This is a genomic window from Methylonatrum kenyense (genome assembly GCF_023195885.1).
Lineage (GTDB): Bacteria > Pseudomonadota > Gammaproteobacteria > Nitrococcales > Aquisalimonadaceae > Methylonatrum > Methylonatrum kenyense.
Genome location: NZ_JALPKO010000007.1, coordinates 141016 through 165994, shown reverse-complemented (window position 1 = coordinate 165994; position 24979 = coordinate 141016). Strand labels below are relative to the sequence as shown.

27 protein-coding genes are annotated in these 24979 nt (G+C 64.4%); 17 read left to right on the top strand and 10 right to left on the bottom strand.

The window, feature by feature from the left end:
* Positions 1 to 99 precede the first annotated feature (99 nt).
* Together M0534_RS10150 and M0534_RS10145 are read right to left on the bottom strand one after the other, a co-directional pair.
* Positions 100 to 1926, bottom strand: coding sequence for a S9 family peptidase (locus tag M0534_RS10150; RefSeq protein WP_248568311.1), 1827 nt, complete (start codon positions 1924 to 1926; stop codon positions 100 to 102).
* Complete coding sequence (locus tag M0534_RS10145) at positions 1923 to 2714, bottom strand: class I SAM-dependent methyltransferase (RefSeq protein WP_248568310.1); 792 nt, start codon at positions 2712 to 2714, stop codon at positions 1923 to 1925. The genes M0534_RS10150 and M0534_RS10145 overlap by 4 nt, the downstream gene beginning before the upstream one ends.
* A gap of 175 nt (positions 2715 to 2889) precedes the next feature.
* Between M0534_RS10145 and M0534_RS10140 the strand changes: the two genes are divergently transcribed.
* Positions 2890 to 4686 carry a PHA/PHB synthase family protein gene (locus M0534_RS10140; protein WP_248568309.1) on the top strand — a complete coding sequence of 599 codons (1797 nt, stop codon included), beginning with the start codon at positions 2890 to 2892 and terminating at the stop codon, positions 4684 to 4686.
* Positions 4687 to 4704: 18 nt separating this feature from the next.
* Here M0534_RS10140 and M0534_RS10135 read toward each other — a convergent pair whose 3' ends face one another.
* Positions 4705 to 5691, bottom strand: a complete 987-nt coding sequence (locus M0534_RS10135; RefSeq protein ID WP_248568308.1) for a lysophospholipid acyltransferase family protein — start codon at positions 5689 to 5691, stop codon at positions 4705 to 4707.
* 199 nt (positions 5692 to 5890) lie between these two features.
* Between M0534_RS10135 and hldE the strand changes: the two genes are divergently transcribed.
* From hldE to waaA, 3 genes are read left to right on the top strand one after another with little or no spacing between them, the layout of a single operon-like run.
* Positions 5891 to 7333, top strand: coding sequence for a bifunctional D-glycero-beta-D-manno-heptose-7-phosphate kinase/D-glycero-beta-D-manno-heptose 1-phosphate adenylyltransferase HldE (gene hldE / locus M0534_RS10130; protein ID WP_248568307.1), 1443 nt, complete (start codon positions 5891 to 5893; stop codon positions 7331 to 7333).
* Positions 7330 to 8241 (top strand): BUD32 family EKC/KEOPS complex subunit, encoded by a 912-nt coding sequence (locus tag M0534_RS10125; RefSeq protein WP_248568306.1) that lies wholly within the window; start codon positions 7330 to 7332, stop codon positions 8239 to 8241. Before hldE ends, M0534_RS10125 begins: the two co-directional genes overlap by 4 nt.
* Positions 8242 to 8245: 4 nt before the next feature.
* Positions 8246 to 9511, top strand: a complete 1266-nt coding sequence (gene waaA, locus M0534_RS10120; RefSeq protein WP_248568305.1) for a lipid IV(A) 3-deoxy-D-manno-octulosonic acid transferase — start codon at positions 8246 to 8248, stop codon at positions 9509 to 9511.
* A gap of 50 nt (positions 9512 to 9561) precedes the next feature.
* Here the strand turns inward: waaA and M0534_RS10115 are convergent, their stop codons facing one another.
* On the bottom strand, positions 9562 to 9882 hold the full coding sequence (locus M0534_RS10115) for a rhodanese-like domain-containing protein (protein WP_248568304.1): 321 nt from the start codon (positions 9880 to 9882) through the stop codon (positions 9562 to 9564).
* Position 9883: 1 nt separating this feature from the next.
* The gene (locus M0534_RS10110) at positions 9884 to 10537 is read right to left on the bottom strand and encodes a protein-L-isoaspartate O-methyltransferase family protein (protein WP_248568303.1); all 654 of its coding nucleotides are present in this window, start codon (positions 10535 to 10537) and stop codon (positions 9884 to 9886) included.
* Positions 10538 to 10843: 306 nt separating this feature from the next.
* Between M0534_RS10110 and M0534_RS10105 the strand changes: the two genes are divergently transcribed.
* Genes M0534_RS10105 through M0534_RS10090 form a run of 4 tightly spaced genes read left to right on the top strand, consistent with a single transcriptional unit; the run spans position 10844 to position 13248 of the window.
* The gene (locus tag M0534_RS10105; RefSeq protein ID WP_248568302.1) at positions 10844 to 11590 is read left to right on the top strand and encodes a MotA/TolQ/ExbB proton channel family protein; all 747 of its coding nucleotides are present in this window, start codon (positions 10844 to 10846) and stop codon (positions 11588 to 11590) included.
* A complete protein-coding gene (locus M0534_RS10100) occupies positions 11580 to 11981 on the top strand; it encodes an ExbD/TolR family protein (RefSeq protein WP_248568301.1) in 402 nt (133 codons plus the stop codon). Before M0534_RS10105 ends, M0534_RS10100 begins: the two co-directional genes overlap by 11 nt.
* On the top strand, positions 11981 to 12385 hold the full coding sequence (locus M0534_RS10095) for an ExbD/TolR family protein (protein ID WP_248568300.1): 405 nt from the start codon (positions 11981 to 11983) through the stop codon (positions 12383 to 12385). The genes M0534_RS10100 and M0534_RS10095 overlap by 1 nt, the downstream gene beginning before the upstream one ends.
* Positions 12385 to 13248 carry an energy transducer TonB family protein gene (locus M0534_RS10090; RefSeq protein WP_248568299.1) on the top strand — a complete coding sequence of 288 codons (864 nt, stop codon included), beginning with the start codon at positions 12385 to 12387 and terminating at the stop codon, positions 13246 to 13248. The genes M0534_RS10095 and M0534_RS10090 overlap by 1 nt, the downstream gene beginning before the upstream one ends.
* Before the next feature lie 169 nt (positions 13249 to 13417).
* On the opposite strand, the gene M0534_RS10085 is transcribed toward M0534_RS10090, so the two are convergent.
* Complete coding sequence (locus M0534_RS10085; protein WP_248568298.1) at positions 13418 to 14773, bottom strand: DegQ family serine endoprotease; 1356 nt, start codon at positions 14771 to 14773, stop codon at positions 13418 to 13420.
* A 42-nt stretch (positions 14774 to 14815) separates the two neighbouring features.
* Positions 14816 to 15745, bottom strand: a complete 930-nt coding sequence (locus M0534_RS10080) for a DnaJ C-terminal domain-containing protein (RefSeq protein ID WP_248568297.1) — start codon at positions 15743 to 15745, stop codon at positions 14816 to 14818.
* 267 nt (positions 15746 to 16012) lie between these two features.
* On the opposite strand from M0534_RS10080, the gene rpmB reads away from it, so the two are divergent.
* The 7 genes from rpmB (at position 16013) to mutM (ending at position 21288) form a co-directional block, all read left to right on the top strand.
* Positions 16013 to 16249, top strand: a complete 237-nt coding sequence (gene rpmB, locus M0534_RS10075; RefSeq protein ID WP_248568296.1) for a 50S ribosomal protein L28 — start codon at positions 16013 to 16015, stop codon at positions 16247 to 16249.
* A gap of 8 nt (positions 16250 to 16257) precedes the next feature.
* Positions 16258 to 16413: a 50S ribosomal protein L33 gene (rpmG, locus tag M0534_RS10070; RefSeq protein ID WP_248568295.1), complete on the top strand. Its 156-nt coding sequence runs from the start codon at positions 16258 to 16260 to the stop codon at positions 16411 to 16413.
* A gap of 146 nt (positions 16414 to 16559) precedes the next feature.
* Complete coding sequence (locus tag M0534_RS10065) at positions 16560 to 17489, top strand: ABC transporter ATP-binding protein (protein ID WP_248568294.1); 930 nt, start codon at positions 16560 to 16562, stop codon at positions 17487 to 17489.
* Positions 17486 to 18253 carry an ABC transporter permease subunit gene (locus tag M0534_RS10060; protein ID WP_248568293.1) on the top strand — a complete coding sequence of 256 codons (768 nt, stop codon included), beginning with the start codon at positions 17486 to 17488 and terminating at the stop codon, positions 18251 to 18253. The genes M0534_RS10065 and M0534_RS10060 overlap by 4 nt, the downstream gene beginning before the upstream one ends.
* Positions 18254 to 18262: 9 nt before the next feature.
* Positions 18263 to 19612 carry a GldG family protein gene (locus M0534_RS10055; RefSeq protein ID WP_248568292.1) on the top strand — a complete coding sequence of 450 codons (1350 nt, stop codon included), beginning with the start codon at positions 18263 to 18265 and terminating at the stop codon, positions 19610 to 19612.
* On the top strand, positions 19612 to 20466 hold the full coding sequence (locus tag M0534_RS10050; protein ID WP_248568291.1) for a DUF4340 domain-containing protein: 855 nt from the start codon (positions 19612 to 19614) through the stop codon (positions 20464 to 20466). The genes M0534_RS10055 and M0534_RS10050 overlap by 1 nt, the downstream gene beginning before the upstream one ends.
* Positions 20467 to 20469: 3 nt before the next feature.
* On the top strand, positions 20470 to 21288 hold the full coding sequence (gene mutM, locus M0534_RS10045) for a bifunctional DNA-formamidopyrimidine glycosylase/DNA-(apurinic or apyrimidinic site) lyase (protein ID WP_248568290.1): 819 nt from the start codon (positions 20470 to 20472) through the stop codon (positions 21286 to 21288).
* 11 nt (positions 21289 to 21299) lie between these two features.
* On the opposite strand, the gene M0534_RS10040 is transcribed toward mutM, so the two are convergent.
* Positions 21300 to 22481: a YncE family protein gene (locus tag M0534_RS10040; RefSeq protein WP_248568289.1), complete on the bottom strand. Its 1182-nt coding sequence runs from the start codon at positions 22479 to 22481 to the stop codon at positions 21300 to 21302.
* A 72-nt stretch (positions 22482 to 22553) separates the two neighbouring features.
* On the opposite strand from M0534_RS10040, the gene M0534_RS10035 reads away from it, so the two are divergent.
* The gene (locus M0534_RS10035) at positions 22554 to 23144 is read left to right on the top strand and encodes a YIP1 family protein (RefSeq protein WP_248568288.1); all 591 of its coding nucleotides are present in this window, start codon (positions 22554 to 22556) and stop codon (positions 23142 to 23144) included.
* Positions 23145 to 23152: 8 nt separating this feature from the next.
* On the opposite strand, the gene M0534_RS10030 is transcribed toward M0534_RS10035, so the two are convergent.
* A complete protein-coding gene (locus M0534_RS10030) occupies positions 23153 to 23320 on the bottom strand; it encodes a hypothetical protein (RefSeq protein WP_248568287.1) in 168 nt (55 codons plus the stop codon).
* Positions 23321 to 23440: 120 nt separating this feature from the next.
* Here M0534_RS10030 and M0534_RS10025 point away from each other — a divergent pair, with 120 nt between their 5' ends.
* On the top strand, positions 23441 to 23695 hold the full coding sequence (locus M0534_RS10025) for a sulfurtransferase TusA family protein (RefSeq protein WP_428348711.1): 255 nt from the start codon (positions 23441 to 23443) through the stop codon (positions 23693 to 23695).
* A gap of 34 nt (positions 23696 to 23729) precedes the next feature.
* On the opposite strand, the gene sohB is transcribed toward M0534_RS10025, so the two are convergent.
* Positions 23730 to 24722 (bottom strand): protease SohB, encoded by a 993-nt coding sequence (sohB, locus tag M0534_RS10020; protein WP_248568286.1) that lies wholly within the window; start codon positions 24720 to 24722, stop codon positions 23730 to 23732.
* Positions 24723 to 24979: the final 257 nt, after the last annotated feature.

Genomic DNA, 24979 nt, shown 5'->3' with positions numbered 1-24979 from the left:
CTGAAGTTTTCAGGTTTCAGTGTTCAGTGTTCAGACAGGGCCGTCGTTTGCCTCTGGGTTTGGTCTGAAATCTGAACACTGAACCACTGAAAACTTTCCCTATCCCAGTAGTCGCTGGTAAAACCCCAACTCCCTCTGAAACGAATCCTCCAGGTTTTCGCCCTTCCGGAAGCCGTGTTTTTCTCCCGGATACACCACCAGTTCCGATTCTCCGCCGCGGGCCCGGATGGCGTCGTGGATCGCCTGGGCCTGGCTGAGCGGCACCACCGGGTCGTCCTCACCCTGCAGCAACAGCACCGCGCCGCGGATCCTGTCGGCATGATTGACGGGTGAGCGGTCGAGATAGCGCTGCCGGTGCTCCGGCAGGGTGCCGATCAGGAAATCCAGATAGCCGGCTTCGAACCGGTGCGTGGAATCCACCAGGCGCAGCAGGTCGGTGACGCCGTAGCGGCTCGTGCCCGCTGCGAAAACACCCTGTTGCAGCGCATTCAGTACGGTCAGACCGCCGGCGCTGCTGCCACTGATGACCATCCGGTCACCATTCACCTTGCGCTGCTCGGCCAACGCCCGGGCCAGGGCCACGCAGTCGTCACTGTCGATTCGGCCCCAGGCACCGCGCAAGCGTTCCCGGTACGCGCGGCCGTGGCCACTGCTGCCGCCGTAGTTCACATCCAGCACCGCGAAGCCGTGGCTAAGCCAGAACTGGGTGTCCGGAGCGAAAACCGGGCTTTTCATCGCGGTCGGGCCGCCGTGGGCGCGGACCAGCAGAGGTGGGCAGATCGCCCCCTCCGGACAGTACAGAAACCCGTAGACCGGTCCGTCCGCGGTATCGGTCATGACCAGTTCGGCGGCGCCGTTGCCTGCACCCACGGCCCGCGGCGGCGTTTGGCCCGAGAGTCGCTCGACCTGGCCGTTTTGCAGATTGCGGCGGTGAATATTTCTTGGGCTCCTGGCGCTGCCAGCCAGGTAGACGGCCGTCCAGCCATCCACCCGCAGCCCCTCGATATCGTTCTCCGGCCCGGCAATCGATTCCTCGCTGCCATCGCGGTGCAGCCGCACGAGTTGGCAGCGCGCCTGCGCGACGCGGATGGCCAGCAGGCTGCCGTCCGGCAGCGGTGCGTAATGCCCGCCGCCCAGTTGCCAGGGCGGCCGGGCGTGGTCATCGGCTGAGTCACAGAGTGGTTGCAGCACATCACCGGCCACGCGGCTCGGGCACCAGGCACCGTTTCGATCGCTGAGTACCAGCAGTTCGCCGGATTCGGTCCAGACCGGCTCCAGGATGGAGTGGGCGTCGTCGTCGATGGTTCGCCGTTCGCCGGTCTGCAAATCCGCGATTCGAAGGCGCGTCGCCTCCCACGGCATGGTGCCATGATCCCAGACGATCCAGGCGGCATGCCGGCCATCCGGACTCAGTCGGGGTGCGGCGCAGAAGTCGGCATCGTTCTCCAGAACGGACTGCTCTGCCGGCTCACGCGGGTCGAGCAGCAGCACCTGGGTCCGGTCCGCTTGCTTGTCTTCCCGCAACAGGACCAGGCGTCGGCCATCAGCGCTCAGGTGACCGTCAGCCAGTGCTATGCCGTCCTCACCCGGTACCAGCCGAACGGGCTCCTCGCCGCTGCGGCTGATGGCCCAGAGCGACTGGCTGGGTTCATCGACCAGGAACCAGTGAAAATCGCCATGGCCGGCCCAGAGCGCTCCGCCGCCGTATTCATGCACCCGGCTGCGGACGTTCCAGTCCCGGTCGACCAGCCGTTTTGGGCTGCGACTTCCCGGTGCCAGGACCTGGACACCGACCTTGCCGGCGTTCCTCGGATCCGACTCCAGCCAGGCGATGCCGCCGGGGCCGATGGTCGGGACGCCGACGCTGACGCTGTCGGCGAGCGAAGCCGGGGACAGACCCCGTGCCGGCAGTGGGGCATGACTCATGCGGGATTCGTCTCCGTTCCTGGGTGGCACATGTAGACATCGAAACGCGTGCTGCGGCCGCTGATCTGATGCGAGGGCTTCGAGCCGGCAAGCAGTGGCGCCTTGCGTGGCCGCTTGATCACGACCCGCTGGCGCGCTGCGGCGCGGGCAACCCGCAGCAACTCGGGGGCCGCATCCTCGTCGCTGCCCAGCAGTTGCTTCAGTCGTTGCATTTCCTTGCGCGCCGCCGCGGCGGCCCCCCGCTCAGGGTACATGGGGTCCAGATACACCACATCCGGCCTGTCGGTTTCCGCCAGGCCTGCCAGCCAGTCCCTGGCATCGGCTTCGACCAGGCGGAGTTCCGCCGCCGGGTTGTCGGGGGCGGTATGCCTGACCCGCTCGAGGGCGTCGGTAAGCAGGGCCACAACAATGGGCGAGCGCTCCACCAGTGTTACCGCGCAACCGGCCCAGGCAAGAATCAGCGAATCGCCGCCGAGGCCAGCGGTGGCGTCGACCACCGTCGGACGTCGGCCTTTTGTTGCGCCGACCGCGCGGACCAGCTGTTCCGAGCGTGCGCCGACCTGCTGCATGCGGCGTAGCAGTGCCGGTTCGAGAAAGTCCGCACGCACGGCTCCCGGCGCACCCGGACGGCCATCGAGCAGCGCCAGGCCCTTCGGACCAAGGTCGAGAAACAGGCCTGCTGGCGTCGCTGATTCTGCCAGCAACGGGATGCCCAGCCTTTCAGTCAGGGCGCTTGTCCTGTTATGTTGCAATGCACCAGAACATCGAAGGCCCAGCAGCTCAGTCATCGGCATTCTTCAAAAAATGTTTGGTTTTCAGTAATTTGTATAGCGTATTGTGCGCTTGTGCCATTTTGTTGCCGTGCAGTATCATGGTCGGCTTGCTGGGAAACCGCCGATCGATTCCCTGAAAACGGCATAGACATTCGCCTCGGTTCGGGGCCTGCAGTGAGGATTGGAAATCATGTCAGACAAGTCGACTGAAGCCGAAGAGATCAGCGCGGAAGAACTCTCGCGTACCCTCGTTGATATCACGGATCGCAGCCAGGAACTGGTCAAGTCCTTTCTCGATCAGCAGCAGCAGGCCAAGGTCATCGACATGGATGACGCCCTGCATATGAGCGGCCTGTTCCAGCAGCTCAATACCCGTTTGCTTGCCAATCCCATGCAGTTGGCCCAGGCACAGATGGCCTTCTGGCAGGATTACCTGCAGTTGGTGAACAACGCGGCCCTGCGCTTCTGGGGGCATCAGCAGGATCCGGTGATCAGCCCGGATGCCGGCGACAAGCGTTTCAAGCACGAGGCCTGGGAGGAGAACCCGCTGTTCGACTTCATCAAGCAGAGCTACCTGCTGGCGGCCGATTATATCCATTCCACGGTGAACAACGTGGAAGGCTTGGACGACAAGACGGCGCGCAAGATTTCGTTCCACACCCGGCAGTTTGTCGATGCCCTGTCGCCGACCAACTTCGTTGCGACCAACCCGGCGGTGCTCGAGAAGACCCTGGAAACCAAGGGCCACAATCTGCTCAAGGGTCTGAAGAACCTGCTGAACGACCTGTCCGAGACCGACGGCCGCTTGAATATCCGCATGACCGATACCGAGGCCTTTGAGGTCGGTAAGAACCTCGCGATGAGTCCGGGCAAGGTGGTTTACCAGAATGATCTGATCCAGTTGATCCAGTACGAGCCGGCGACCGAAAAGGTTTACAAGCGGCCATTGCTGTTCATTCCGCCGTGGATCAACAAGTACTACATCCTCGACCTGCAGCCGAAGAATTCGCTGATCAAGTACATGGTCGAGCAGGGCCACACCGTGTTCACCATCTCGTGGAAGAACCCGACGCGTGAATACGCGGACAAGGGCTTTGACGACTACATGCTGGAAGGTCCGCTGGCTGCGCTGGACGCAGTCGAGCAGGCGACCGGTGAACGGGACGTCAATGCGGTTGGCTACTGCCTCGGCGGCACCCTGATGGGCACGACCCTGGCCTACATGGCCGCCAAGGGCGATGACCGGGTCAAGAGCATCACCTTCTTTACCGCGATGCTGGATTTCACCCGGCCGGGCGAGTTGGAGCTGTTCATCGACGAGGAACAGCTGGCGACCCTGGAACGGCGCATGGACGAAAAGGGCTACCTGGAAGGCACCTCGATGGCGTCGACCATGAGCTCGCTGCGCGCCAACGACTTGGTCTGGTCGTTCTTCATCAACAACTACCTGAAGGGTGACGATCCGTTCCCGTTCGATTTGCTCTACTGGAACCAGGATTGCACCAATATGCCCGCCAAGATGCACAGCTTCTACCTGCGCAACATGTACCAGGAGAACAAGCTGAAGGATCCGGGTTCGCTGGTCATCCGCGACACGCCAATCGATCTGGGCAAGGTCGAGGTGCCGAGCTGCTTCATCTCGGCGGCGGAAGACCATATCGCGCCATGGAAGACCTGCTACCGGGGCGTGCATCTGCTGGGCGGCCAGTCCAAGTTCATCCTTGGTGGGTCGGGCCATATCGCCGGGGTGATCAATCCGCCGGCAAAGAACAAGTACGGCTTCTGGACCAATTCACGCAATCCGAAGGATCCGGACGCCTGGCTGGACGGCGCCAGCCACACCGACGGCTCCTGGTGGCCGGAGTGGAACAAGTGGCTGGTGCGGCGTGCCGGGGCGAAGGTCGATCCGCGTGTTCCGGGTGACGGCAAGTTGAAGCCGATCGAGGATGCGCCGGGCAGCTACGTCAAGGAAAAGGCGAGCCGCTGATTCGGCGGCAGCACGGCGTCAGGACGCCGCCTTCGGGCGGCGTTTTTTTGAGCGCCGCAGCTCCCGGTGATCCGGCACCTTGGGATACATGTCGACCTCGTCCGGGTGGTCTTTGAACCGCCGGTGGATCCACAGGTACTGGTCCGGGTGTTGCCGGACGGCTTCTTCCAGCACGGCATTCATTCGCGCGGCATCCTCGGTGACATCACCGCTGGGGAAATCCTGCAGTGGCGGAAGCAACCTGATTTCATAGCCGGAACCGTCAGGTCTTGCATTGAAGAAAAGCGGCACCACGCTGGCCTTGCCCATCTGCGACAGCCGGCTAAGCGCCGTCACCGTTGCCGTGGGGATGCCGAAAAACGGCGCGAAAACCTTCTGCTTGGTGCGGTAGTTCTGGTCGCCGGCGTACCAGGCGGGGATGCCCCGGCGAAGCGTCCGTACGATGCCGCGAATATCGTCCTTGGCGATGACTGCCGGGTGCCCGCGGCGCAACCGCGCCTCGCGCATCGAGCGGTCCAGCAGCGGTTGTTTCACCAACGGCTTGTAGATCACGGCCATCTCCAGATGCGGATGCACCAGGCGGCCAGTGAGCTCGATGGAGACGAAATGGCCGGATAGCAGGATCACGGCGCGGCCCGCCTCCTGCTCGGCCTTGAGATGCTCCAGGCCCGTCACCGTGCACGGGATTCGGTCGACTGCCGGGCCGCCATACCAGGCGAGCGCAGCCTCGGCGATGCCCTGGCCAAGGTAGGCGAAATTCCGTCGCACCGTTGCCTCGCGGTCGGCTCCGGACAATTCCGGGAAGCAGAGCTGGATATTGCGCCGGGCGATCCGCCGGCGTTCCGGCAGCAGGTGGTAGCTCAGGCGTCCGCCGGCCCGGCCCAGCCGGAGTGCGGCACGCCATGGCAGGCGGGCCAGCAGCCAGAGCAGGCCGAGGATGATCAGTTGGCCCCAGTTGCGCGGATGCGCCGGATGGGTCGGCGTGCTGTCGTGCGTGTCGCTCAATCCGGTCTCCAGGGTTGTAACGGCGGGTTGCTGGGAATCGGCTGCAACCTTAGGGAAATGGTGATCTATTCTGGCGCCTGCGCCCGAGACTGGTTTTGGTTATCTGGCAAGGCACGGTGCCGCTTCAATCGGTGAACTGGCGCCAATGATATACTCCGCAACCAGTTTTTGCCGGCATCAGGAGCCCCGCGCCGCGATCATGAAGCTGCAACTGCCCACATTTGATAACGTCCGTGTCCTGGTGGCCGGCGACCTGATGCTGGATCGCTACTGGCACGGCGATACCGGGCGGATCTCGCCGGAGGCACCGGTGCCCGTGGTGCGCGTGCGCGGCGACGAAGTGCGTGCAGGCGGCGCCGGAAACGTTGCCCTGAACCTGGCCGCGCTGGGTGTCAGCGCCACGCTGAGCGGGGTAACCGGCTCCGATACCACGGCCGCGGATCTTGAACGCTTGCTGCAGCAGGCCGGCGTCGAGAATCGTTTCCTGCGGCATCCCTCTGCACCAACCATCACCAAGCTGCGCATCATCAGTCGCAAGCAGCAACTGATTCGTCTGGATTTCGAGGATGCCTTCAGTGACGTCACCGCGGCGGACCTGCTGCCCCTGTTGCAGGATGCATTCGCCGGCGCAGGCGTGCTGGTGCTCTCCGACTATGCCAAGGGTGCGCTGCGGGATCCCCAGCCGTTGATCCAGGCGGCGTCCGAGGCCGGCCTGCAGGTGCTGGTCGACCCCAAGGGCAGTGATTTCAGCCGCTACCGGGGCGCCGCGCTGGCAACACCGAACCTCAGTGAGTTCGAGGCGGTGGTCGGCACCTGCGCGGATGACGACGCCCTGATCGAGCGGGGCCGGCGGCTGGCCAGCGCATGCGGCATCGGGGCTTTGCTGATAACCCGTGGCGAGCAGGGCATGAGCCTGCTGACCGCCGAGGGGGAGCACCTGCATCTGCCGGCGCGGGCCAGGGACGTGTTCGATGTCACCGGCGCCGGCGACACGGTGATCGCCACCCTTGCTGCAGGCCTGGCCGCCGGGCTTCAACTGCCGCAGGCCACGGCACTGGCGAACATCGCCGCCGGGATCGTGGTTGGCAAGCTGGGCACGGCAACCGTCAGCGTCTCCGAACTGCGCCGTGCCCTGCATGAATCCGAGGGTAATGGCCGCGGCGTGATGACCGAGGACCGTCTGTTGCAGGCGGTGGCCGATGCCCGCGCTCACGGCGAGCGGGTGGTGATGACCAATGGCTGCTTCGACCTGCTCCACGCCGGTCATGTTGCCTATCTGGAGCAGGCTCGCAACCGCGGCGATCGTCTGCTGGTTGCAGTCAACGACGATGCCTCGGTGCGCCGGCTGAAGGGGACGGAGCGTCCGGTCAACACGCTGCAGAACCGGATGACGGTGCTGTCCGCGCTGGCTGCCGTGGATTGGGTGGTGCCGTTTTCCGAAGATACGCCGGAGCGGTTGATCGAGCGTGTGCTGCCGGATGTGCTGGTCAAGGGGGGCGACTACCAGCCGGAGGACATCGTCGGGTACCGACAGGTCACGGCCAATGGCGGATCCGTGGAGGTGCTGGACTTCCTGGATGGTTGCTCCACCACCGACCTGATCAGCCGCGTGCGTTCCGGCGCGCGACAGGGTGCCGAATGACCGGTCCCGCGGCGAACGAGTCCGGACTGATGGGGCAGCGCAACCTGTCCGAGCCGGTCCCCGCGGTTCGGGACCTTGGCGAGAGCGAAATCGAGGCCATACGCGCCCGGGCCTACCGCGAGGCACCGGCAGCCAAGCGACGCGTGTATGCCCTGAATCACGCCGGCCAGCGGTACATGGTCAAGCAGTCGGCGGCGGGACGCAGTCTGCCGCGAGCCCTGGGTGGTGCCTTGCTGGTGCGTTTCCTCGCCGGGCACTGGCCCCGGCTTGGTCCGTTGCGCCTGGGCCAGGCGGACCAGTTGCATTACGAGGCCGCGCGGCTGCGCGCCCTGCATGCGCAGGGCCAGTCGGTGCCGGAGGTGGTGCTGGTGTCCGATGATCACCTGATCATGCAGGACGTCGGGCCGCCGCTGACCCAGGTCATGCGTTCGCTGGATGTGGCCGGGCAGGCCGAGCTGGCCTGCCGGGTTGCGTCGGAGCTGGCTGATTTTCATCGCCGCGGCCACTGGCATGGCGGCGCACAGCTGCGCAATCACACGCAGTGGGACGACCGTCTCTATCGCATCGATTTCGAAGAACCGCTGGACCAGACCCTGACCCTGCCTGCCCGGCAGGCCATGGACCTGATGTTGCTGGTGCATTCGGCAACCGCGATCAAGGCCTTTGACGGCGAGCAACGACGTGAATTGTGTTGCAGACTGTTGGATGACTATCTGCGGCAGGGGCCACCACAGGCCGTACTCGAAGCCGTCCGCCGCGGACATCACATCAAGCGCCGCCTGAAAGCCATGCTTGGCTGGGCGCGGCGCTGGACGGGAAAGGACCTGGAGCGGATCTGGCTGACCACGGAGGCGGTGGAAACGGTGCTGCCCCGGCTTGCGGCGGATCATCGATCCTCTGCATCCTGACGGTATGCGACGGCTTTATAGTGCCCTGTTGTACCTGCTGACTCCGTTCGCCGTGCTGTACCTGGCATGGCGCGGACTGCGTGAACCCGCCTACCGTCACGGCTGGGGTGAACGCCTCGGTTTGCCACCAATGGATTTGCCGCAGCGCGGCATCTGGGTACATGCCGCGTCCGTGGGCGAGGTTCAGGCCGCCGCCGGCCTGATTCGTGGCTTACAGCGCGAATTTCCCCAGCGTCCGCTGCTGATCACCACCATGACGCCGACCGGTCGCGAGCAGGTGCTGAGCCTGTTCGGCGACAGCGTTCGGCACTGTTTCCTGCCGCTGGACCTGCCGCATGCGGTCAAGGCTTTCCTGCATCGCTCCAGGCCCAGTCTGGCACTGATCGTGGAGATGGAGTTGTGGCCCAACCTGTTTCACGTCCTGAAACGGCGGCGCGTACCGCTGGTGGTGGTCAATGCCCGGCTGTCAGGGCGCAGCGCCCGGCGTTACGCCCGGCTGCCGCGGCTGATGGGGCCTGTGTTCCGGGCACCGGACCGATTCTGCGCGCAGACTGCGGATGACGCCAACCGCTTGCGGCAACTGCAGGCGCCGCCCCGCAACGTGGTTGTCACCGGCAGTCTGAAGTTCGAGCAGCAGATTCCGGCCAGTGCCCGCGAACGCGGCGAGGCCTTGCGCCGCGAACTCGGGAGCGACAGGCCGGTGTGGATTGCGGCCAGCACCCGGGATGGCGAGGAAGAGCAGATCCTGCAGGCGCATCGCACGGTGCTGGAGCGTGTGCCCCGGGCACTGTTGCTGCTGGTGCCGCGACATCCGGACCGTTTCTCACGGGTCGCCGGCCTGGTTCGGGACCAAGGGTTTTCCCTCCATTGCCGGAGCAGCGATCAGGCCTGCCCGGAAGGCACCGAGGTCTATCTCGGCGATTCAATGGGCGAATTGCTGGTGTTCTACGGAGCGGCGGATGCCGCGTTCATTGGCGGGACGCTGGTGCCGATTGGTGGGCACAATCCGCTGGAGGCTGCGGCCATGGGGCTGCCAGTGATCATGGGGCCGCATGTGTTCAAGATGCGTCAGGTTGCCGAGCAGCTGGTGGAAAGTGGCGCCGGTCAACAGGTCCATGACGCCGGTTTCCTGGCCGATGCGGTGACCGAATTGCTGGAACACCCCGATCGGCGGGTTGCGGCCGGCCGTTGCGCACAGGCCCTGATGGACGCCAACAGGGGCGCGACCGAGCGCATGCTGGAACAGATCAGGCCGCTGATTGCGGTCTAGGATTGTGCGGACCGATTCGAAAGCCGGCGCGCGAACAAATCAGTGTTTCCCTAGTAACGGGGGATGCCGGGATCGACGGTCTGTGACCAGGCATCAATGCCGCCGCTGAGGTTTTCCACCCCGGTCCAGCCCTGCTGCTCCAGGTAGGCCGCCACCTGCGCACTGCGCATGCCATGATGGCAGACGCACACCAACGGCCTGTCGTCCGGGATTTCCTCGCGGCGCGCCACGACTTCTCCCATTGGAATGTGCAGAATCCCGTCAATCGCCGCATGCTCGACTTCCCAGTGCTCGCGGACGTCAAGCAGGGTTAGCGGCTCGCCGGCGGCAAGCCGGTCGGCCAGATCGTTCGGTTGCGTCTCGGTGACCATCTCAGAAGTGGAAGCCGGTCGACCGCGGCGCGCCGACCAGTGGCGGTATCGAGGTGTCCAGGATGCTCTCGCGGGACCACTGTGTCTCGCTGACCCGCGTGATCAGAAGGCCTTCCATGGTTGGCGCCTCGCCGACGATCAGGAACAGCCGACCCCCGATGGTCAGCGAGCGGTGGAAACCCTCGTGAAACCGGGGCAGTGATCCGGTGACCGCGATGGCGTCATAACGGCGGCCATCGTCCCATCCTTCTGCCGCATCGCCCTCGACCAACGTCACGTTCTGAACCTCGGCCTGGCGCAGGTGCCGGGCGGCGGTATCCAGGAACGGCTGGTGGATGTCCACGCTGTGTACATGAGCGCCCATTGCCGCCAGGCATGCCGTGAGATAGCCGTTACCCGTGCCGATTTCCAGGATCTGTTCCACAGGGCTTGCACCCAGCGCCTGCAGAATCCGTCCCTGCAGCTTCGGCGTCAGCATGACCTCGCCGTGGCCCATTGGCAGTTCCAGGTCCGAGTACGCGAGATCCCGGTGCTCCGGGGTGACAAACTCATGCCGCGGCAGACGCTCCATGATGTCGAGCACGCCGGGGTCGAGCACATCCCAGGTCCTGACCTGCTGCTCGATCATGTTGAAGCGTGCCTTCTCGAGGTTCATTGCGGTGATCTCCTGAGCGCGGAACGTTTCCGGTTGCATTGTTCTGGAGCGGCATTTTACACGCCTTGATCGTTCGCCTGCACATCGCCGTGGCCCGATAGCGTCCGGGTCATGGGATGCAGGTCCGGAACCCCACCGTTCGGGAAATTGTCCTTTTTTCGGTAACAAGCCGGATTTCGAATTGCAAATGATTCGCATCCGCACTAGCCTCGGTTACCTTGCGGTTCATACCATGCCGGGTCGTATCGAGTCTGGCTGACGGATTATCTGCATCCGCATCGAGGCGGCGGCAAACGGGGACAGGATATGGATCAAGTGGTGGAAAACGCAGTCAACGGCGCCTGGATAAGCCGCCTCGCTGTGCTGTTCGATCTGGGCGGCCCGGTGGTGATGCTGTTGATGGCGATGTCGATCATCGGTGTCGCCATCGTGCTGCTGAAACTCTGGCAGTTCGCCAGCCTCAAGGTGTCGGATACCCGTTTCGTTGATCCTGTCCTGGAACTCGAAGCCAGCGGCCGCGTTCGCCAGGCCCGCGAGATGCTGGCGGCCAACCGTAGTCCGGTCGCCCATGTCATGGATGTCGCCATTGCCGGCAAGCACACGCCGGGCTACAGCAATGAGCTTGCCCGTGAGGAAACCACACGAATTGCCTCCCGGCATCTGGAAAACCTGCGCAGTCACCTGCGCGGTTTGGAGGTGATCGGTGCCCTGAGTCCGCTACTCGGGCTGCTCGGCACCGTGCTTGGCATGATCGAGGCCTTCCGCCAGTTGGAGGCCGCCGGCAGCCGGGTTGATCCGGCATTGCTTTCGGGTGGCATCTGGGAGGCTCTGCTGACCACGGCCGTCGGGCTGGCGGTGGCGATTCCGGCGGTAGCCATGCTGACCTGGCTTGAGCGCCGGATCGAGCGGTTCAAGCACATCATGGAAGATGCGGTCACCCAGGTCTTCACGCGCGCTCCCAGCGCGGACGTTACTCCGGCTGCATTTGCCGAATCCCCGTCGGAACAGCTTTCGCCAGCCCTGAGCGGGCAGCGCACCGCGGATGCACGTTGAGCCGGAAAAGCGTCGTCGTCGCCACTTGATCGGGCTCACACCACTGATCGATGTGGTGTTCATCCTGCTCATCTTCTTCATGTTGGCGTCGAGTTTCCTGGACTGGCAGTCCATCAGCCTGTCCGTGCCCGGTGATGGACGGGCAACGGAGGCGGATTTGCGATCCACGGTCGTCCGCGTGCTGGACGATGGCCAGCTTGAAGTCGATGGCGAGGCGACCTCGGTGACCGAACTTCGCGATCGGTTTTCGGCGATCTTCGCCGATGATCCGGATCACTCGGTGGTTGTCCGGCCCCAGGATGACGCCGCCCTGCAGCACGTGGTGCGTGTCGTGGAGACCCTTAATGCCGTCGGCGGAACGCGGGTGACGTTGAACAGGGAGTCCCGCTGATGCGTCTGCCGGAGCCCGAGCGCCGCGAGTTCGGCGAGAATGTCATCCCGCTGATCAATATCGTGTTCCTGCTGCTGATCTTCTTCATGCTGGCCGGAACCCTGAGCCCGCCTGATGCCTTCGACGTGGATCCGCCGGAAACCCGCGAGGCACGCATGGAGGATGATCCCGAGGAAGGTTTGATCCTGCTGTCCGCCGACGGGGATCTGGCCTTCGAGGGCGAGGAGATTGCCTTCGCGGACCTCGCCGATGTGGTGTCCGCGCGGCTACAGGACGAGGAGCCGCCGGTGCTGACGCTCAAGGCTGACAGCGCGGTGCCGTCCAGGTTGCTGCTTGATCTGATGGATGTTCTGCGCGAGGCCGGCGCTGAAAGCATCATGCTCCTGACCACGCCGGAGTCGTAATGCACAGCGTCCGCCTTCATCACTGGCTGATCACGCTGGTCTTCGCGCTGGCCCTGCACGGCATGGTGGCCCTGATCTGGCTGTATGAACGGGACGAGCCGGAGGTCATGCCGGCGGCAGGTATGGAGATCCGCCTGACCGCAACCGAGGGGCTACCGGATATCGAACCGGTGGATCTGGACGAGACGGTGGAGGAGGTCGACGACGTCGAGGATGTTGAAGACATTGATACCATCGACGAGGTCGAAGAAATCGAGACGGAACCCGAACCAGAGCCAGAGCCTGAACCGGAACCTGAGCCGGAACCAGAACCAGAACCAGAACCTGAACCTGAACCTGAACCAGAGCCGGAGGTCGTCGAGACTTTTGAGCCCGAGCCCGAGCCCGAGCCCGAGCCCGAGCCCGAGCCCGAGCCCGAGCCCGAGCCCGAGCCCGAGCCCGAGCCCGAGCCGTCACCGGAACCGGAGCCGGAGCCCGAACCCGAACCACAGGAACAACTGGGGCAACCGGATGCACCGGAGCCAGAGCCGGAAGACATGCCCAGCGATGTGGATCAGCTGCAGGGTGACCCGGAAGTGGAGGCTGGGTACGGCGACGCATTGCGGGCCTACCTCGACCGCGCCAAGGATTATCCCCGCCAAGCGCGGCAGCGACGCCAGCAGGGCACTGTGACGGTGCGTTTCACCGTCGACCGTGAGGGTCAGGTGAGCAATGTGCAGATCACCGAGTCGTCCGGACACCGCCTGCTGGACGACGAGGTCGAGGATCTACTCCGTCGCGCGGCACCGCTTCCAGGCATCCCGGATGACCTGCCCCAGGACCGGATGGAAATCACGCTCCCGGTCCAGTTTTCGTTGAGATAAATAGAAAGAAGTTTTCAGGCTTCAGTTTTCAGTGTTCAGAAGGCATGCGGGTCCATCGAGGTGCGCAGATAAAGCCGTATGATTTTCTGAAAACTGAAAACTGAAAACTGAAAACTGAAAACTGAAAACTGAAAACTGAAAGGGCCGGCTTCCGCCGGCCTGGTCTGACTTACCGGAGCAATAGGAACAACGCTCCCCTTCCGCGCTGAATATGCAACAGCAATTCCCTCGCTTCCTCACTGTGCTGACGGAGTTCGGTGAGACTGGCAACAGGCTGCCGGTTCACGGACAGGATGACGTCACCGCGCCGCAGTCCGGCGCGTTGCGCCGGACTGCCGTCGCGCAGCTCGGTTACGCCAATGCGCTGACCGTCACTGCGTGGATCGGGGCTTTCCACCAGTCCGAAGGTCGCGCCCTCAAGCCGCGGCGAGAGGCTGCCACCATCCAGTGAGGCCCGTTCCACCGCGCCGATCTCCGCGTTCACGGTAAGTGTACGGCCGTCCCTGTAGACGCGTAACTCGGCGTTGTCACCGCTGCGCAGCAGGCCGATCGCGTTGCGCAGTTCGCCACTGCTCTGGACGCTGCGGCCATTGACCTCACGGATCACGTCGCCGGTCTGCAGGCCGGCGCGTTCAGCCGGAGAGCCAGGCATCACCTGGGTCACGACCACGCCGCGGTCCCGGTCCAGACCGAAGGCCCGGGCAAGCTGGGGCGTCAGGTCCTGGATGCTGACGCCAAGCTGGCCCCGGCTGACCTCACCATGATCGACCAGCTGCTGCATGATCGAGGTGGCCATGTTCACCGGGATCGCAAAGCCGATCCCGATGTTGCCGCCTGCCGGTGACAGGATCGCGGTGTTGATGCCGACCAGTTCGCCGCGCAGGTTGACCAGTGCGCCACCCGAATTGCCCGGATTGATCGAGGCATCGGTCTGGATGAAATCCTGGTAGCTGCCAAGATCCAGTCCGGAACGGCCGAGGGCACTGACAATGCCGGAGGTCACCGTCTGGCCCAGGCCGAAGGGGTTGCCTATGGCGACCACGAAATCGCCGACACGGAGTTCGTCTGAGTCCGCCATCGGGATCGCCTGCAGGTCATTTCCCTCGACCCGGATCACCGCCACATCGGTGTCGGGGTCGCTGCCGACCACACTGGCGGACAGTTCGCGGCCATCGGCTAGCGTGACGCGGATCTCGTCGGCCCGGGCGATCACATGGTGATTGGTCAGGATGTGGCCGCGTTCGGCATCGATGATCACACCGGAGCCGAGGCTCTGGGTGGCGCGCTCCCGCGGCCGCTCGGGCATGTCGAAGAAGCGCTGGAAGAAGGGGTCCTGGAACAGCGGGTTTTCGCGTAGCTGGACCCGGCCGGTGGTGGCGATATTGACCACGGCCGGGGTGGTGCGTTCGAGCATCGGTGCCAGGGACGGCAGGGGTTCTCCGTCGACGGCGTCTGGCAACTGGGCCGGAAGGCTCAGTGGTGCCAGCAGGCTGAGAATGGCCAGCCAGGTGGACAGTCGATTCATCGTTGGCATCTCCTCGGTTGTAGGGAATCAATCAGCGTTTCCCTATAGAGTCAAAGTCTCTCGTGGGTTCATCGGTAGTTCGCGGCGCATCTGTTCGTAGAGCTTGCGCGCCTTGTCGGTATCCGCTGGCGGTGTCACCAGCTTCAGCGTGATCAGTTGCGAACCGGGCGGCTTGCCGGGCAGGCCCTTGCCCTTGAGTCGCAGGCGTTGCCCGCTCTGCGAACCTGCCGGTATGCGCATATCCACCCAGCCGCCCAGGGTCGGCACCTTGAGCTGGGCGCCGAGGGCGGCCTCCCACGGGGTGATCGGCAATTCCAGGTGAACATCGCGTCCGTCGAGCCGCAGCGTCGGGTGTGGTGCAATGCCGACCGTCAGCAGCAGGTCACCGGCGCCGCCCGGGCCACGCCCCCCCTGACCGGTCAGGCGAATGGTCTGTCCATCGGTGACGCCGGCCGGGATTTTCACCCGCAGCTTGCGCGATCCGCCACGGCCATCGCTGAGGTTCAGTGTGCGGCTGACGCCGGAATAGGCTTCGTTCAGGCTGACCTGGATCTCGGCGCGGTGGTCGTTGCCACGGGCTGGCGGTCGCCGGCCCCGGGCGCGGAAGCCGCCATGGCCGAATGGGCCTGCGTCGCCGAACAGGCTTTCGAAAAAGTCGCTGAACTCGGCACCGCCTTCGAAGCCACCGAAACCGTTGCCACCGGCGGTATACTGCTGCTGCCAGCCCGGTGGCGGCCGGAAATCCTGACCCTGGCGCCAATTGGCACCGAGCTGGTCGTAAGCCTGGCGTTTCTCCGGATCCGACAGCACCTCGTAGGCCTCGCCGATCTCCTTGAACCGAGTCTCGGCATCCGCCTCCTTGCTCACATCGGGGTGATACTTGCGCGCAAGACGCCGGTAGGCGCGCTTGATCGCGTCCTTGTCGGCGTCGCGGCCAACCCCCAAGGTCTTGTAATAGTCCTTGTATTCCATCGATTCTCCCTGGGCGCACCGAGCGTTTGACACCTCGGTGGCCGGTAATTCTGCTCTGTCAGTTGCACTGCATGGGCCGCAGGTTCCGGCGGCCCCGACTTTGTCTGAGAAATGATGGCGGCGCGTGGCGTTTTCAAAGGGTCTGGCAAGCCACCCGGGGCTCGTTCTTGAAAGGCCTCGCTCATGCTGGTATAACACCGCTCTTTCTGAGACATCGCCAGTCAGCGGTGACCTCCAAGAATCAGGTCAAGCAGGAGTCGGGTACCAATGTCCAAGGTATGCCAGATCACGGGTAAGCGCCCGACCACCGGGAACAACGTATCCCACGCGAACAACAAGACCCGGCGGCGTTTTCTGCCGAACATCCATTACCATCGGTTCTGGGTGGAAAGCGAAAACCGCTGGGTGCGTCTGCGGGTTTCCAACAAGGGCCTGCGCATCATTGACAAGCTGGGCATCGACAGCGTGCTGTCCGATCTGCGTGCCCGCGGCGAACGAGTCTGAGGTGAAGCATGCGTGACAAGATCAAGCTCGTTTCCAGTGCCGGCACCGGCCACTTCTACACCACGAACAAGAACAAGCGGAATACGCCGAACAAGCTCGAGTTCAAGAAGTACGATCCGGTTGTTCGCAAGCACGTGATGTACAAGGAAGCCAAGATCAAGTAAGGCGCCACAGGCATGAATCGCGAGCCCGCACCGGTCACGCCGTTGCGGGCTTTTTTCTGTCCGCCATTCGATCATCGACGATTGATTCCTGGCCCCCTTCGGCTCTATCGTCGTGGTCCCTCTCGATCGCCGGGACCCGTGACTGCATGACATCCAGCGAGGCCTTACTGCATGTCGACGGGCTGGGGCGCCATTTCGGTTCCCGGCTGGCGGTGGCTGATGTCAATCTGCATGTCGCGCGTGGCGAGGTACTTGGCCTGCTGGGACTCAATGGCGCCGGCAAGACCACCACGCTGCGCATGATCTGCGGCACCCTGGCGCCCACTCGGGGCAGCATACATATCGCCGGGCTTGATCTGATTGAGCAGCCGGCGCTGGCCAGACGGTCGCTGGGTTATCTGCCGGAGATCCCGCCGCTGACGCAGGACACCAGCGTCGGTGAGTTCCTCGCCTTCGCCGCAATGCTGAGGCGCGTCCCGGCTGTCCGGAAGCGCGAGGCGGTCGCCCGCGCGCTGGACCGGTGTGGGCTGGAAGACGTTGCCGGGCGCCTGATCCGTCACCTGTCGAAGGGCTACCAGCAACGGGTCGGCATTGCCCAGGCGATTGTCCATGACCCGGCCCTGGTGGTACTGGATGAGCCGACCGTGGGGCTCGATCCGCGGCAGGTGGTGGAGATCCGGCGCCTGATCAATGACCTGCGCCAGGAGCATGCGGTGATCTTCTCCTCGCATATCCTGCCCGAGGTGCAGGCGCTGTGCGATAACGTGGTGATTCTGCATGACGGCCGCCAGGTCTACTCGGGCACGCCCACGGATGACGATTCGCAGTGGCGCTATCAACTGCGGCTGCAGACCCCGCCGGCGCCTGACGCGCTGCAGGTCCTTGCCGGGGTCCGGTCGGTGAAACAGCTGGAATCCGGTTTGTTCGAACTGCTGCTTGCCGACGATTCCGAGGCGCTGGACGGCGTCCTGGCTGCTGCTGTGTCGGCGGGCTGGCAGCCCCGGGAATTCGGCCGCTGCCGGCGGACCCTGGAACAGGTTTTCCTGTCCCTGACGGCGGGAGAGGCCGCCGCATGATGGCGCTGCGACTGGCCTGGCGGGAATTGCGGCTGATCGGCCGGGGGCCGGCTTTCTGGCTGTTGCTGGGCCTGATTCAGGTCTTTGCCGCCTGGTGGTATCTGCTGCTGATCGAACAGTACCGGAGCCACTACGAGCCCCTGGTGGTGCGTGTGAACAGTCCGATGGGGGTTAATGACCTTGTGGTCCTGCCGTTCTACGGCAGCGTGCTGCTGCTCGGCGCACTGCTGCTCGGCGCGGCCATGCTGGCCATGCGTTTGCTGGCCGACGAGCGGCGCTCGGGCAGTCTGCAGCTCCTGCTGTCCTCGCCCATCAGCATGACCCAGCTAACCGTCGGCAAGTACCTCGCGGCCCTTGGTTGTCTGGCCCTGCTGGCGCTGCCATGGCTGTTGCTGCCGTGGACGCTGGCGTTCGGCACCGAGCTGGATACTGCAAGGCTTCTCAGCGCCAATCTCGGGGTGCTGCTGCTTGTCAGCGTGCTGGCGGCCATCGCTCTGTTCGCCTCCAGCCTCACCGCCCAGCCGGCCACCGCTGCCGCCCTGACCGTCGCCATCGCGGTCGCACTGATGGGCCTGAATGCCGGCGTCGAGGCAGTGGCGGGTGGTGAGGACGCGGTCGCCGATTATCTGGCCCTGCTCAGTCACTACGAGCCACTGGTGCAGGGCCTGATTCGTTCCTCCGACATCATTTACTTCGCGCTGCTGGTGCTGGCCTTCGTCGCATTCACGATCCGCCAGCTCGACAGTCTGCGCTTGCAGCGATAACCCCGGTCCATGCAGATCAACCAACGCACCCGCTGGCTCATGCGTTTACAGGCCGCCCTGTTCGCGGTGGCCTTCCTGGCGCTGCTCGGACTGCTGGCCTGGGCAAGCCTGCGGTATGAGGCCTCGACCCAGGTATCGACGCTGCGCAGCGCAGAACTGTCAGAGCACAGCGTGCGCCTGCTGCAGCGACTGGATGGCCCGGTGGAGATGCTCGGCTTCGTGCAACCGGATGACATGCTGGCGGACCACATGGCTTCGCTGGTCGCGCGCTATCAGACCCACAAGCCGGACTTGCGCTATCGGCAGGTCAATCCGGATGCGCGTCCGGACCTGGTGCGGGATTTCCAGATCGAAGGCAGCGGCGAATTGATCGTCGAGTACAAGGGACGGCAGGAGCGCATCCGGGTGCCGAGCGAACCGCGGATCAGCGCGGCCCTGCAGCGCCTGCATCGCACCGAGCAACGACCCATCGTCTATCTTCGCGGGCACGGCGAGCGTAATCTCGAGGGCAACGCCAACCATGATCTGGGTGGTTTTGGCGATTACCTGAAGCAGCAGGGCTTCAACCTGACCGCACTGGCACCTGGCGACACCATGCCGGAAGAGCCGGCACTGCTGCTTCTGTCCGGGCCGCGCAGCGACTGGTTGCCGCAGACCGAGGCCATGGTGCGGGAGCATGTCGAGCAGGGTGGCCATCTGCTCTGGCTGGTGGATGCCGAGGACGAGACCCGGTTGGCGTTTCTTGCCGAAAAGCTCGATCTCGATTTCGTGCCTGGTATCGTCGTCGAACCACGTGCCGAGGAATTGCTCGGGGTCGATAACCCCCGCCTGCTGGTACTCGGAGACTACCCCTCGCACCCGGTGCTGGAAGGCCTGGACGGCGTATCCCTGTTTCTCAGCGCCAGGGGCCTAGAGCCGAGGATGGAGCAGGACTGGCAGGTCTCCCCCCTGCTGCTGACTGCAGATCGCCACTGGAGCGAAACCAGTGATCTGGACGCGCCGGTGCTGGACGAGGAGGCCGGCGACCGGCCTGGTCCGCTGGCGGTCGGCCTCGGGTTGAGCCGTGATGATGTCGCCGGCGATGGCCGTGAACAGCGAATCGCGGTGATCGGCGATGCCGATTTCCTGTCCAACGCTTACCTGGGTAACGGCGTCAATCTGCAACTGGGCCTGAATCTGGTGGAGTGGCTGGCGCTGGGCGACCCCAGCGACGCCATGCATGGGCCGGCGGCCCGCGATCAGCGGTTGCAATACAGTGATCGCGGCCTGCTGATTCTCGGTGGCGGTGTGCTGCTGGCCGCGCCGGCGGTCTGCCTGCTGATGGCGCTGGCCCTCTGGTGGCGACGCAGGCGCGCCTGATGCGAACGCGCTGGCCGTGGCTGCTGTTGTTGCTTGCCGGTGTTGTCGCGCTGGCGGCCTGGCTGGTGCTCGACCGCGGCGCCGCGGACCGACAACTGCTTTCCGGTCTGAATCCCGACGCCATCGACCGGGTGCTGATCCAGCGGCCCAATACCGAAACCGTGCAACTTCGCCGGCAGCACGGCGAGTGGTGGCTGCAGGCGCCCTCGGAAGTCTCCGCCAACGATTTCCACATCCGACAGATGCTCAACGTGGCACGGGCGCAACCGCAGGCCGATTATGCGCTGGCAGATGTCGAACCGGAGCGGCTGGGCCTGGATCCACCCAGGGTGCGTTTGCAGTTGAATGACCGAGTGGTGTTGTTCGGCGATACCGATGCGGTGGACGGCCTGCGTTACGTGCAGGTGGATGATCGGGTACTGTTGATCGCCGACCGCATCATGCCGTTGCTGGAAGGGGCCTGGTGGAACCTGATCGACCGCCGGCTGCTGCCATCCGGCCGCTCGCTGAAGGCGGTCGAGACGCCTCACTACCGGCTGCAACTGGAGCAGGATGAGTGGCAGGCGGAGCCCGACATTGCCGTGCCGGCAAGCGACATCGCCACCGACTGGCGTAACGTCTCCGCCCTGGTGGTGCGAGAGGTGCGCCGACAGGAACCTGATGGCGCCGACGTCCGCTTGCTGCTGGATGACGGTTCGAGCCGTGTGCTGCGTCTGGACGAGGAGGACGGTGAGCGCCGGCTGGTGGATGACCGGCGTGGCCTGGCTTATGTGTTTGACGGCGGCACGCTGGACTACCTGTTGCGGGGCGACCCGGAATCGATGGCTGCCGAGCCGATCGGTAACGGGGGCTGATTCGTGCCCGAGCTACCCGAGGTCGAGACCACGCGGCGCGGGATCCTGCCCCATGTGGCAGGCGCGCGGGTCGAGCGCGTCGTGGTGCGTGAGTCGCGCCTGCGTTGGCCAGTGCCGGACAGGCTCGGCGAGGTCCTTGCCGGCCAGTGCATCCGCACCGTCGACCGGCGTGCCAAGTACCTGCTTTTCCGCACTGATGCCGGTAGCCTGCTGCTGCATCTGGGCATGTCCGGCAGTCTGCAGGTCGTCCCGCCGCCGGTGCCCCCGCCGCAGCGGCATGACCACGTGGATCTGCTATTGGAGAGTGGTGCCTGCCTGCGTTACACCGATCCACGCCGCTTTGGCAGCCTGCACTGGTTGCCCCTGGATGCCCCCCCGCACCCCTTGCTGGCTCATCTGGGGCCGGAGCCACTGGATGCGGCGTTCAACGGCGAGTTACTGTTCCGGCGCAGCCGCGGCCGTCGCGGCACCGTGAAAGGCTTTGTCATGGATGGCCGCATTGTCGTGGGTGTCGGCAACATCTACGCTAGCGAGGCGTTGTTCCTGGCGGGCATCAACCCGGTGCGCGCCGCCGGCCGCATCAGTCTGCCCCGCTATCGTCGGCTCGCCCTGGCCATCCGCCAGGTGCTCGAATCGGCGATAGCCGCCGGCGGCACCACGCTGCGGGATTTCGTTGGCGTCGGGGGCCAGCCCGGCTACTTCCGTCAGCAACTGCGCGTCTACGGCCGTGCCACCGAGCCCTGCCCGACATGCAATACCGCAATCCGCCAGCGCGTCATTGCCCAACGGGCCAGCTACTACTGCCCCGCCTGCCAGCGTTGAATCGCCTTTAATTACTCGTCCAGCACGCGCACGCCGATGCCGTGGAAGTCGCTGGCCTCGTTGTCCTCGTCGGGCATAACCAGGCCGATCAGCTCGCGACTCTCCACATCGATGACGCTGAAGCCCGGCGTGTCACCCTTGGCCATGTGCGGCATCGACACCGGATTCGGGCCGCGCAGGGTGACAAAGGCAAAGCGTGAATCCGGCGAGAAATCGAGGATATCCGGTGTCATGCCGGTATCCGGAATGGTGTCGATGACCTCCAGCGTCTCGGCGTCGATGACGATGCCGTCCGAGGTGCCGCGGTTCACCATCCAGATTTCCTCGCCGTTCGGCAGATTACGTACGCCGTGGGCATCGATGCCCTCGCTGCTGGCTTCGTGTACGACTTCCAGGGTTTCCGTGTCGATGGCGTACCAGATGCCGACCTCATGGCCGCCGCCGTTGACCAGCATATGCCGGCCGTCCGGGGTTAGCATGGTGCCGCAGTTGACCCGTAGGTCCTCCGGGCCCCAGAGCTTCTCGATGGTCAGGTCATCGGTGTTGACCACCAGCAAACCGCCATTGTCCAGATCCGGGCCCAGTGAAACGTAGGCCTGGCTGTGATCGGCGTTGTGATAGTGGCAGATCGCGGCCACGTCCTCGAAGCGGTCCTCGTTGTCCTGGAACATCGGGTCGTCGGCGATCACCAGTTCGCGTTCGATCTCGAAGGTCTCGCTGTCGAGATCGGCGCGGATTTCGACCAGCTTGCCGTCCCGATAGGTGTCCGCATCACCAATCACGTCCACCAGGATGCGGCTGTCGTCATGGCTGAAGCTTGCCATGTGGGTGCGCGGCCCGGTTTCGATGACCTCGATCACCTCGCGGTCGGCGGTACGAATCACGGCCACGTTGCCACTGGCAACATTGGCCACCACCGCATAGCGGTGATTGGAATTGAACTCGATCATGTGTGGCACTTCGGCGCCGTGGGAACCCAGGTCGATCTGCCCGACCTCCTGCAGACCGGAGTCGTAGATGTAGGCAATGTGGGTGCCCTGATCCAGTGCCCAGATTTCGTAGCCGCCGGTGGCGCTGACCAGCTCCGGTTCGTCGCCGCTGCCGCAGGCCGCCAGCATCACCGCGCCGAGCAGCAGCCCGGCGAGCCGTGGTGCGCGGCTTCGGCGGGTCAATCGGGAAAGATACGTGTTCACTGGTGTTCTCCCTCGTGTTCCGTAAGCTGTGTGCGCACAGCTTGTTACCGATGATGAGGCCTGGGTACCTGTATGCCGTGGCAGACGTTTGTTCAAGGCCTTTACCGCCCCGCCGATGCCGGACTGATATGGAGCCAGCGGCCGCCGCGGTGGTGGTGGAGCCTGTTGCTGCTGGTCCTGCCATTGATCCTGCTCTCGGTCACCGTGCAGGTTCAGTTGCTACAGATGTTCCCGCCCGATATTCCCGAGCAGGGCTGGCCCGTCTTGCACCGCTGGGCAATGTACATGGCGCTAACCAGTCTGGCCGCCGCGTTCGCCCTGGCGCTGGTTGCCAGTCTGCTGGCCGACGCCTTCGACGGCCGCGCCGATCTCGATGCGGCGATGGCCGCCGTCGCCGTCGCGATGGTTCCGCTGGCGGCGGCGCGTATGACCTCTGCACTACCCCTGGGAGTATGGCTCAGTACCGGCCTGCTGGCCTGGGCTGCCTGGCTGCTTTACCAGGGGCTGGGGCCGGCGCTGTGTTTTCGGACGGGGCGCGCCGCACACCTTTTCGCGAGCCTGATGGGCATGCTGCTGTGCGCCCTGGCGGTAGGCTGGCAGTTGCGGGACCTGATTCCCGGTGCCGCGCCAGCGGTCCGTATGGGCCGACTGTGGCTTGTTTGAGGGACCGGTCAGTCCTTGCCGTAGCTGTTTTGCATGACGGACATCCACTGCCGATGCCGTTCGTGCGCCTCCTTGCGCCAGCGCTCGACTTCCTCGCGGCTGTGTTCTTCGAGAATGCGCTTGTCGGTAAAGGAACGCGGATCCACCGCGTCATGTTGCTTCTTGTCGTCCTGCATGGGTGCAGAGATCTCCTCGGCAATGAATTTGCGGCGCATTATACCGAATAAGGAAACACTGATTAATTCCCGCGCCTGCGCGTTGGTCGAGACCCCGGAGACGCGCGGTATACTGGCGCCATGAACGAGATGACCGATCAGGAAACCGGGTTTGACGAAGAGCTGGATGCCCGTGGGCTGAATTGCCCGCTGCCGATCCTGCAGACCAAACGGGCGCTGAACCGCCTGCAACCGGGGCAGACCTTGTGGGTGCTGGCGACCGACCCCCATGCGGAGATCGATTTCCTGGCCTTCACCGAGAAGACGGCGCACAGCATGGTCCGCCATTGGCAGGAGGATGATGTGTTCCACTTCCTGCTGCGCCGGGGCGAGTAGCCACCGGCGGCCGCGCGCCGTGGATTCGTCGGCCTCAGCGCCGCATCAGGCGTTCCAGCGTGTTCTCGATGGCCAGGCTGAGCCGCCGGCTGAACGGTTCCTTGCGCTGGAAGCGAACCTCGAACAGGTCATGGTCGCGACCCAGTTCCAGTAACAGGTCATCACTGGTCTGCAGGCTGTCCGCAAGGCCCAGTTCCAGCGCCTGGCTGCCGAACCAGTGCTCACCGGTCGCGACCCGGTCCAGGTCCAGTGAGCTGCGATACTTGTGCACATAGGCCTTGAACAGGCGGTGGATGTCTTCCAGTTCCTGCCGCAATTTCTGACGGCCCTCGTCGGTGTTCTCGCCGAACAGCGTCAGCGTGCGTTTATGTTCGCCGGCGGTGATCAACTCGTAATCCACGTCGTGTCGTCGCAGCAGGCGATTGAAGTTCGGCATCTGCGCGACCACGCCGATTGATCCCAGGATTGCGAAGGGTGAGGCAACGATGCGGTTCCCCACCGCGGCCATCAGATAACCGCCGCTGGCGGCAACGCGGTCGACCGCGACGGTCAGGTCGATATTGCGGTCACGCAGGCGGGCGAGTTGCGCCGCCGCGAGGCCATAGCTGTGTACCAGGCCGCCGGCGCTCTCGACGCAGGCAACCACGCGGTCCTTTTCCGGTCGCGCCTGGGTCAGGATCGCCGAGACTTCCTCCCGCAGATTGTCCGTGTAACTGGCGCGCAGGTCGCCGTGGAACCGCAGCACGAAGATTCGTGGCCTTTCCGCTGCTTCGGCTGCGAGCCGTTTCTTTTCCTCCTTCTTGCGACGGCGAAGTTGCCGACGGCCGCGGCGATCGAGAAACGCGTGCGCCAGCGTGCTCTCCATGGCCCGCATGCGGTCGTTGAGCTTCCTGACCGTCAACCGATCCCGTTGTTGCGACTTGCCGCGGCTGGCGACGGCCGCAACTGCAGCGATCAGAATCAGCATGACGCCGAGCAGCGTCAGGGTCTTGGCCAGAAACAGGCCGAAATCTGCCAGTAGTTCCAAGGTCCTCTCCTGTTGCACCTGGGGTTGGCGCGAGACAGCCTGCGCCTGTCCGCTTGACGACAGCCTCGCCGGTCAGCGCACAAGCCCGGCAGGCAATTGGCATTTGCCGATGGTTGCGGTCTGTGATCCGACAGACCGACCGGCAGAAGGTTGCCACGGCGGAAGCGGTTTGCGCCAATGCGTTTCCCGCCCCGTTCCGCCGTGACACGGGGGTGCTGTGCTACATTCTGCGGCGGTGCAACAGATGCGAAGGGACA

Coding starts and splice junctions, on each gene's coding strand:
- M0534_RS10150 (WP_248568311.1), bottom strand. CDS start 1,926: ATGAGTCATGCCCCACTGCCGGCACGGGGTCTGTCCCCGGCTTCGCTC.
- M0534_RS10145 (WP_248568310.1), bottom strand. CDS start 2,714: ATGACTGAGCTGCTGGGCCTTCGATGTTCTGGTGCATTGCAACATAAC.
- M0534_RS10140 (WP_248568309.1), top strand. CDS start 2,890: ATGTCAGACAAGTCGACTGAAGCCGAAGAGATCAGCGCGGAAGAACTC.
- hldE (WP_248568307.1), top strand. CDS start 5,891: ATGAAGCTGCAACTGCCCACATTTGATAACGTCCGTGTCCTGGTGGCC.
- M0534_RS10125 (WP_248568306.1), top strand. CDS start 7,330: ATGACCGGTCCCGCGGCGAACGAGTCCGGACTGATGGGGCAGCGCAAC.
- waaA (WP_248568305.1), top strand. CDS start 8,246: ATGCGACGGCTTTATAGTGCCCTGTTGTACCTGCTGACTCCGTTCGCC.
- M0534_RS10115 (WP_248568304.1), bottom strand. CDS start 9,882: ATGGTCACCGAGACGCAACCGAACGATCTGGCCGACCGGCTTGCCGCC.
- M0534_RS10110 (WP_248568303.1), bottom strand. CDS start 10,537: ATGAACCTCGAGAAGGCACGCTTCAACATGATCGAGCAGCAGGTCAGG.
- M0534_RS10105 (WP_248568302.1), top strand. CDS start 10,844: ATGGATCAAGTGGTGGAAAACGCAGTCAACGGCGCCTGGATAAGCCGC.
- M0534_RS10100 (WP_248568301.1), top strand. CDS start 11,580: ATGCACGTTGAGCCGGAAAAGCGTCGTCGTCGCCACTTGATCGGGCTC.
- M0534_RS10095 (WP_248568300.1), top strand. CDS start 11,981: ATGCGTCTGCCGGAGCCCGAGCGCCGCGAGTTCGGCGAGAATGTCATC.
- M0534_RS10090 (WP_248568299.1), top strand. CDS start 12,385: ATGCACAGCGTCCGCCTTCATCACTGGCTGATCACGCTGGTCTTCGCG.
- M0534_RS10085 (WP_248568298.1), bottom strand. CDS start 14,773: ATGAATCGACTGTCCACCTGGCTGGCCATTCTCAGCCTGCTGGCACCA.
- M0534_RS10080 (WP_248568297.1), bottom strand. CDS start 15,745: ATGGAATACAAGGACTATTACAAGACCTTGGGGGTTGGCCGCGACGCC.
- rpmB (WP_248568296.1), top strand. CDS start 16,013: ATGTCCAAGGTATGCCAGATCACGGGTAAGCGCCCGACCACCGGGAAC.
- rpmG (WP_248568295.1), top strand. CDS start 16,258: ATGCGTGACAAGATCAAGCTCGTTTCCAGTGCCGGCACCGGCCACTTC.
- M0534_RS10065 (WP_248568294.1), top strand. CDS start 16,560: ATGACATCCAGCGAGGCCTTACTGCATGTCGACGGGCTGGGGCGCCAT.
- M0534_RS10060 (WP_248568293.1), top strand. CDS start 17,486: ATGATGGCGCTGCGACTGGCCTGGCGGGAATTGCGGCTGATCGGCCGG.
- M0534_RS10055 (WP_248568292.1), top strand. CDS start 18,263: ATGCAGATCAACCAACGCACCCGCTGGCTCATGCGTTTACAGGCCGCC.
- M0534_RS10050 (WP_248568291.1), top strand. CDS start 19,612: ATGCGAACGCGCTGGCCGTGGCTGCTGTTGTTGCTTGCCGGTGTTGTC.
- M0534_RS10035 (WP_248568288.1), top strand. CDS start 22,554: ATGCCGTGGCAGACGTTTGTTCAAGGCCTTTACCGCCCCGCCGATGCC.
- M0534_RS10030 (WP_248568287.1), bottom strand. CDS start 23,320: ATGCAGGACGACAAGAAGCAACATGACGCGGTGGATCCGCGTTCCTTT.
- M0534_RS10025 (WP_428348711.1), top strand. CDS start 23,441: ATGAACGAGATGACCGATCAGGAAACCGGGTTTGACGAAGAGCTGGAT.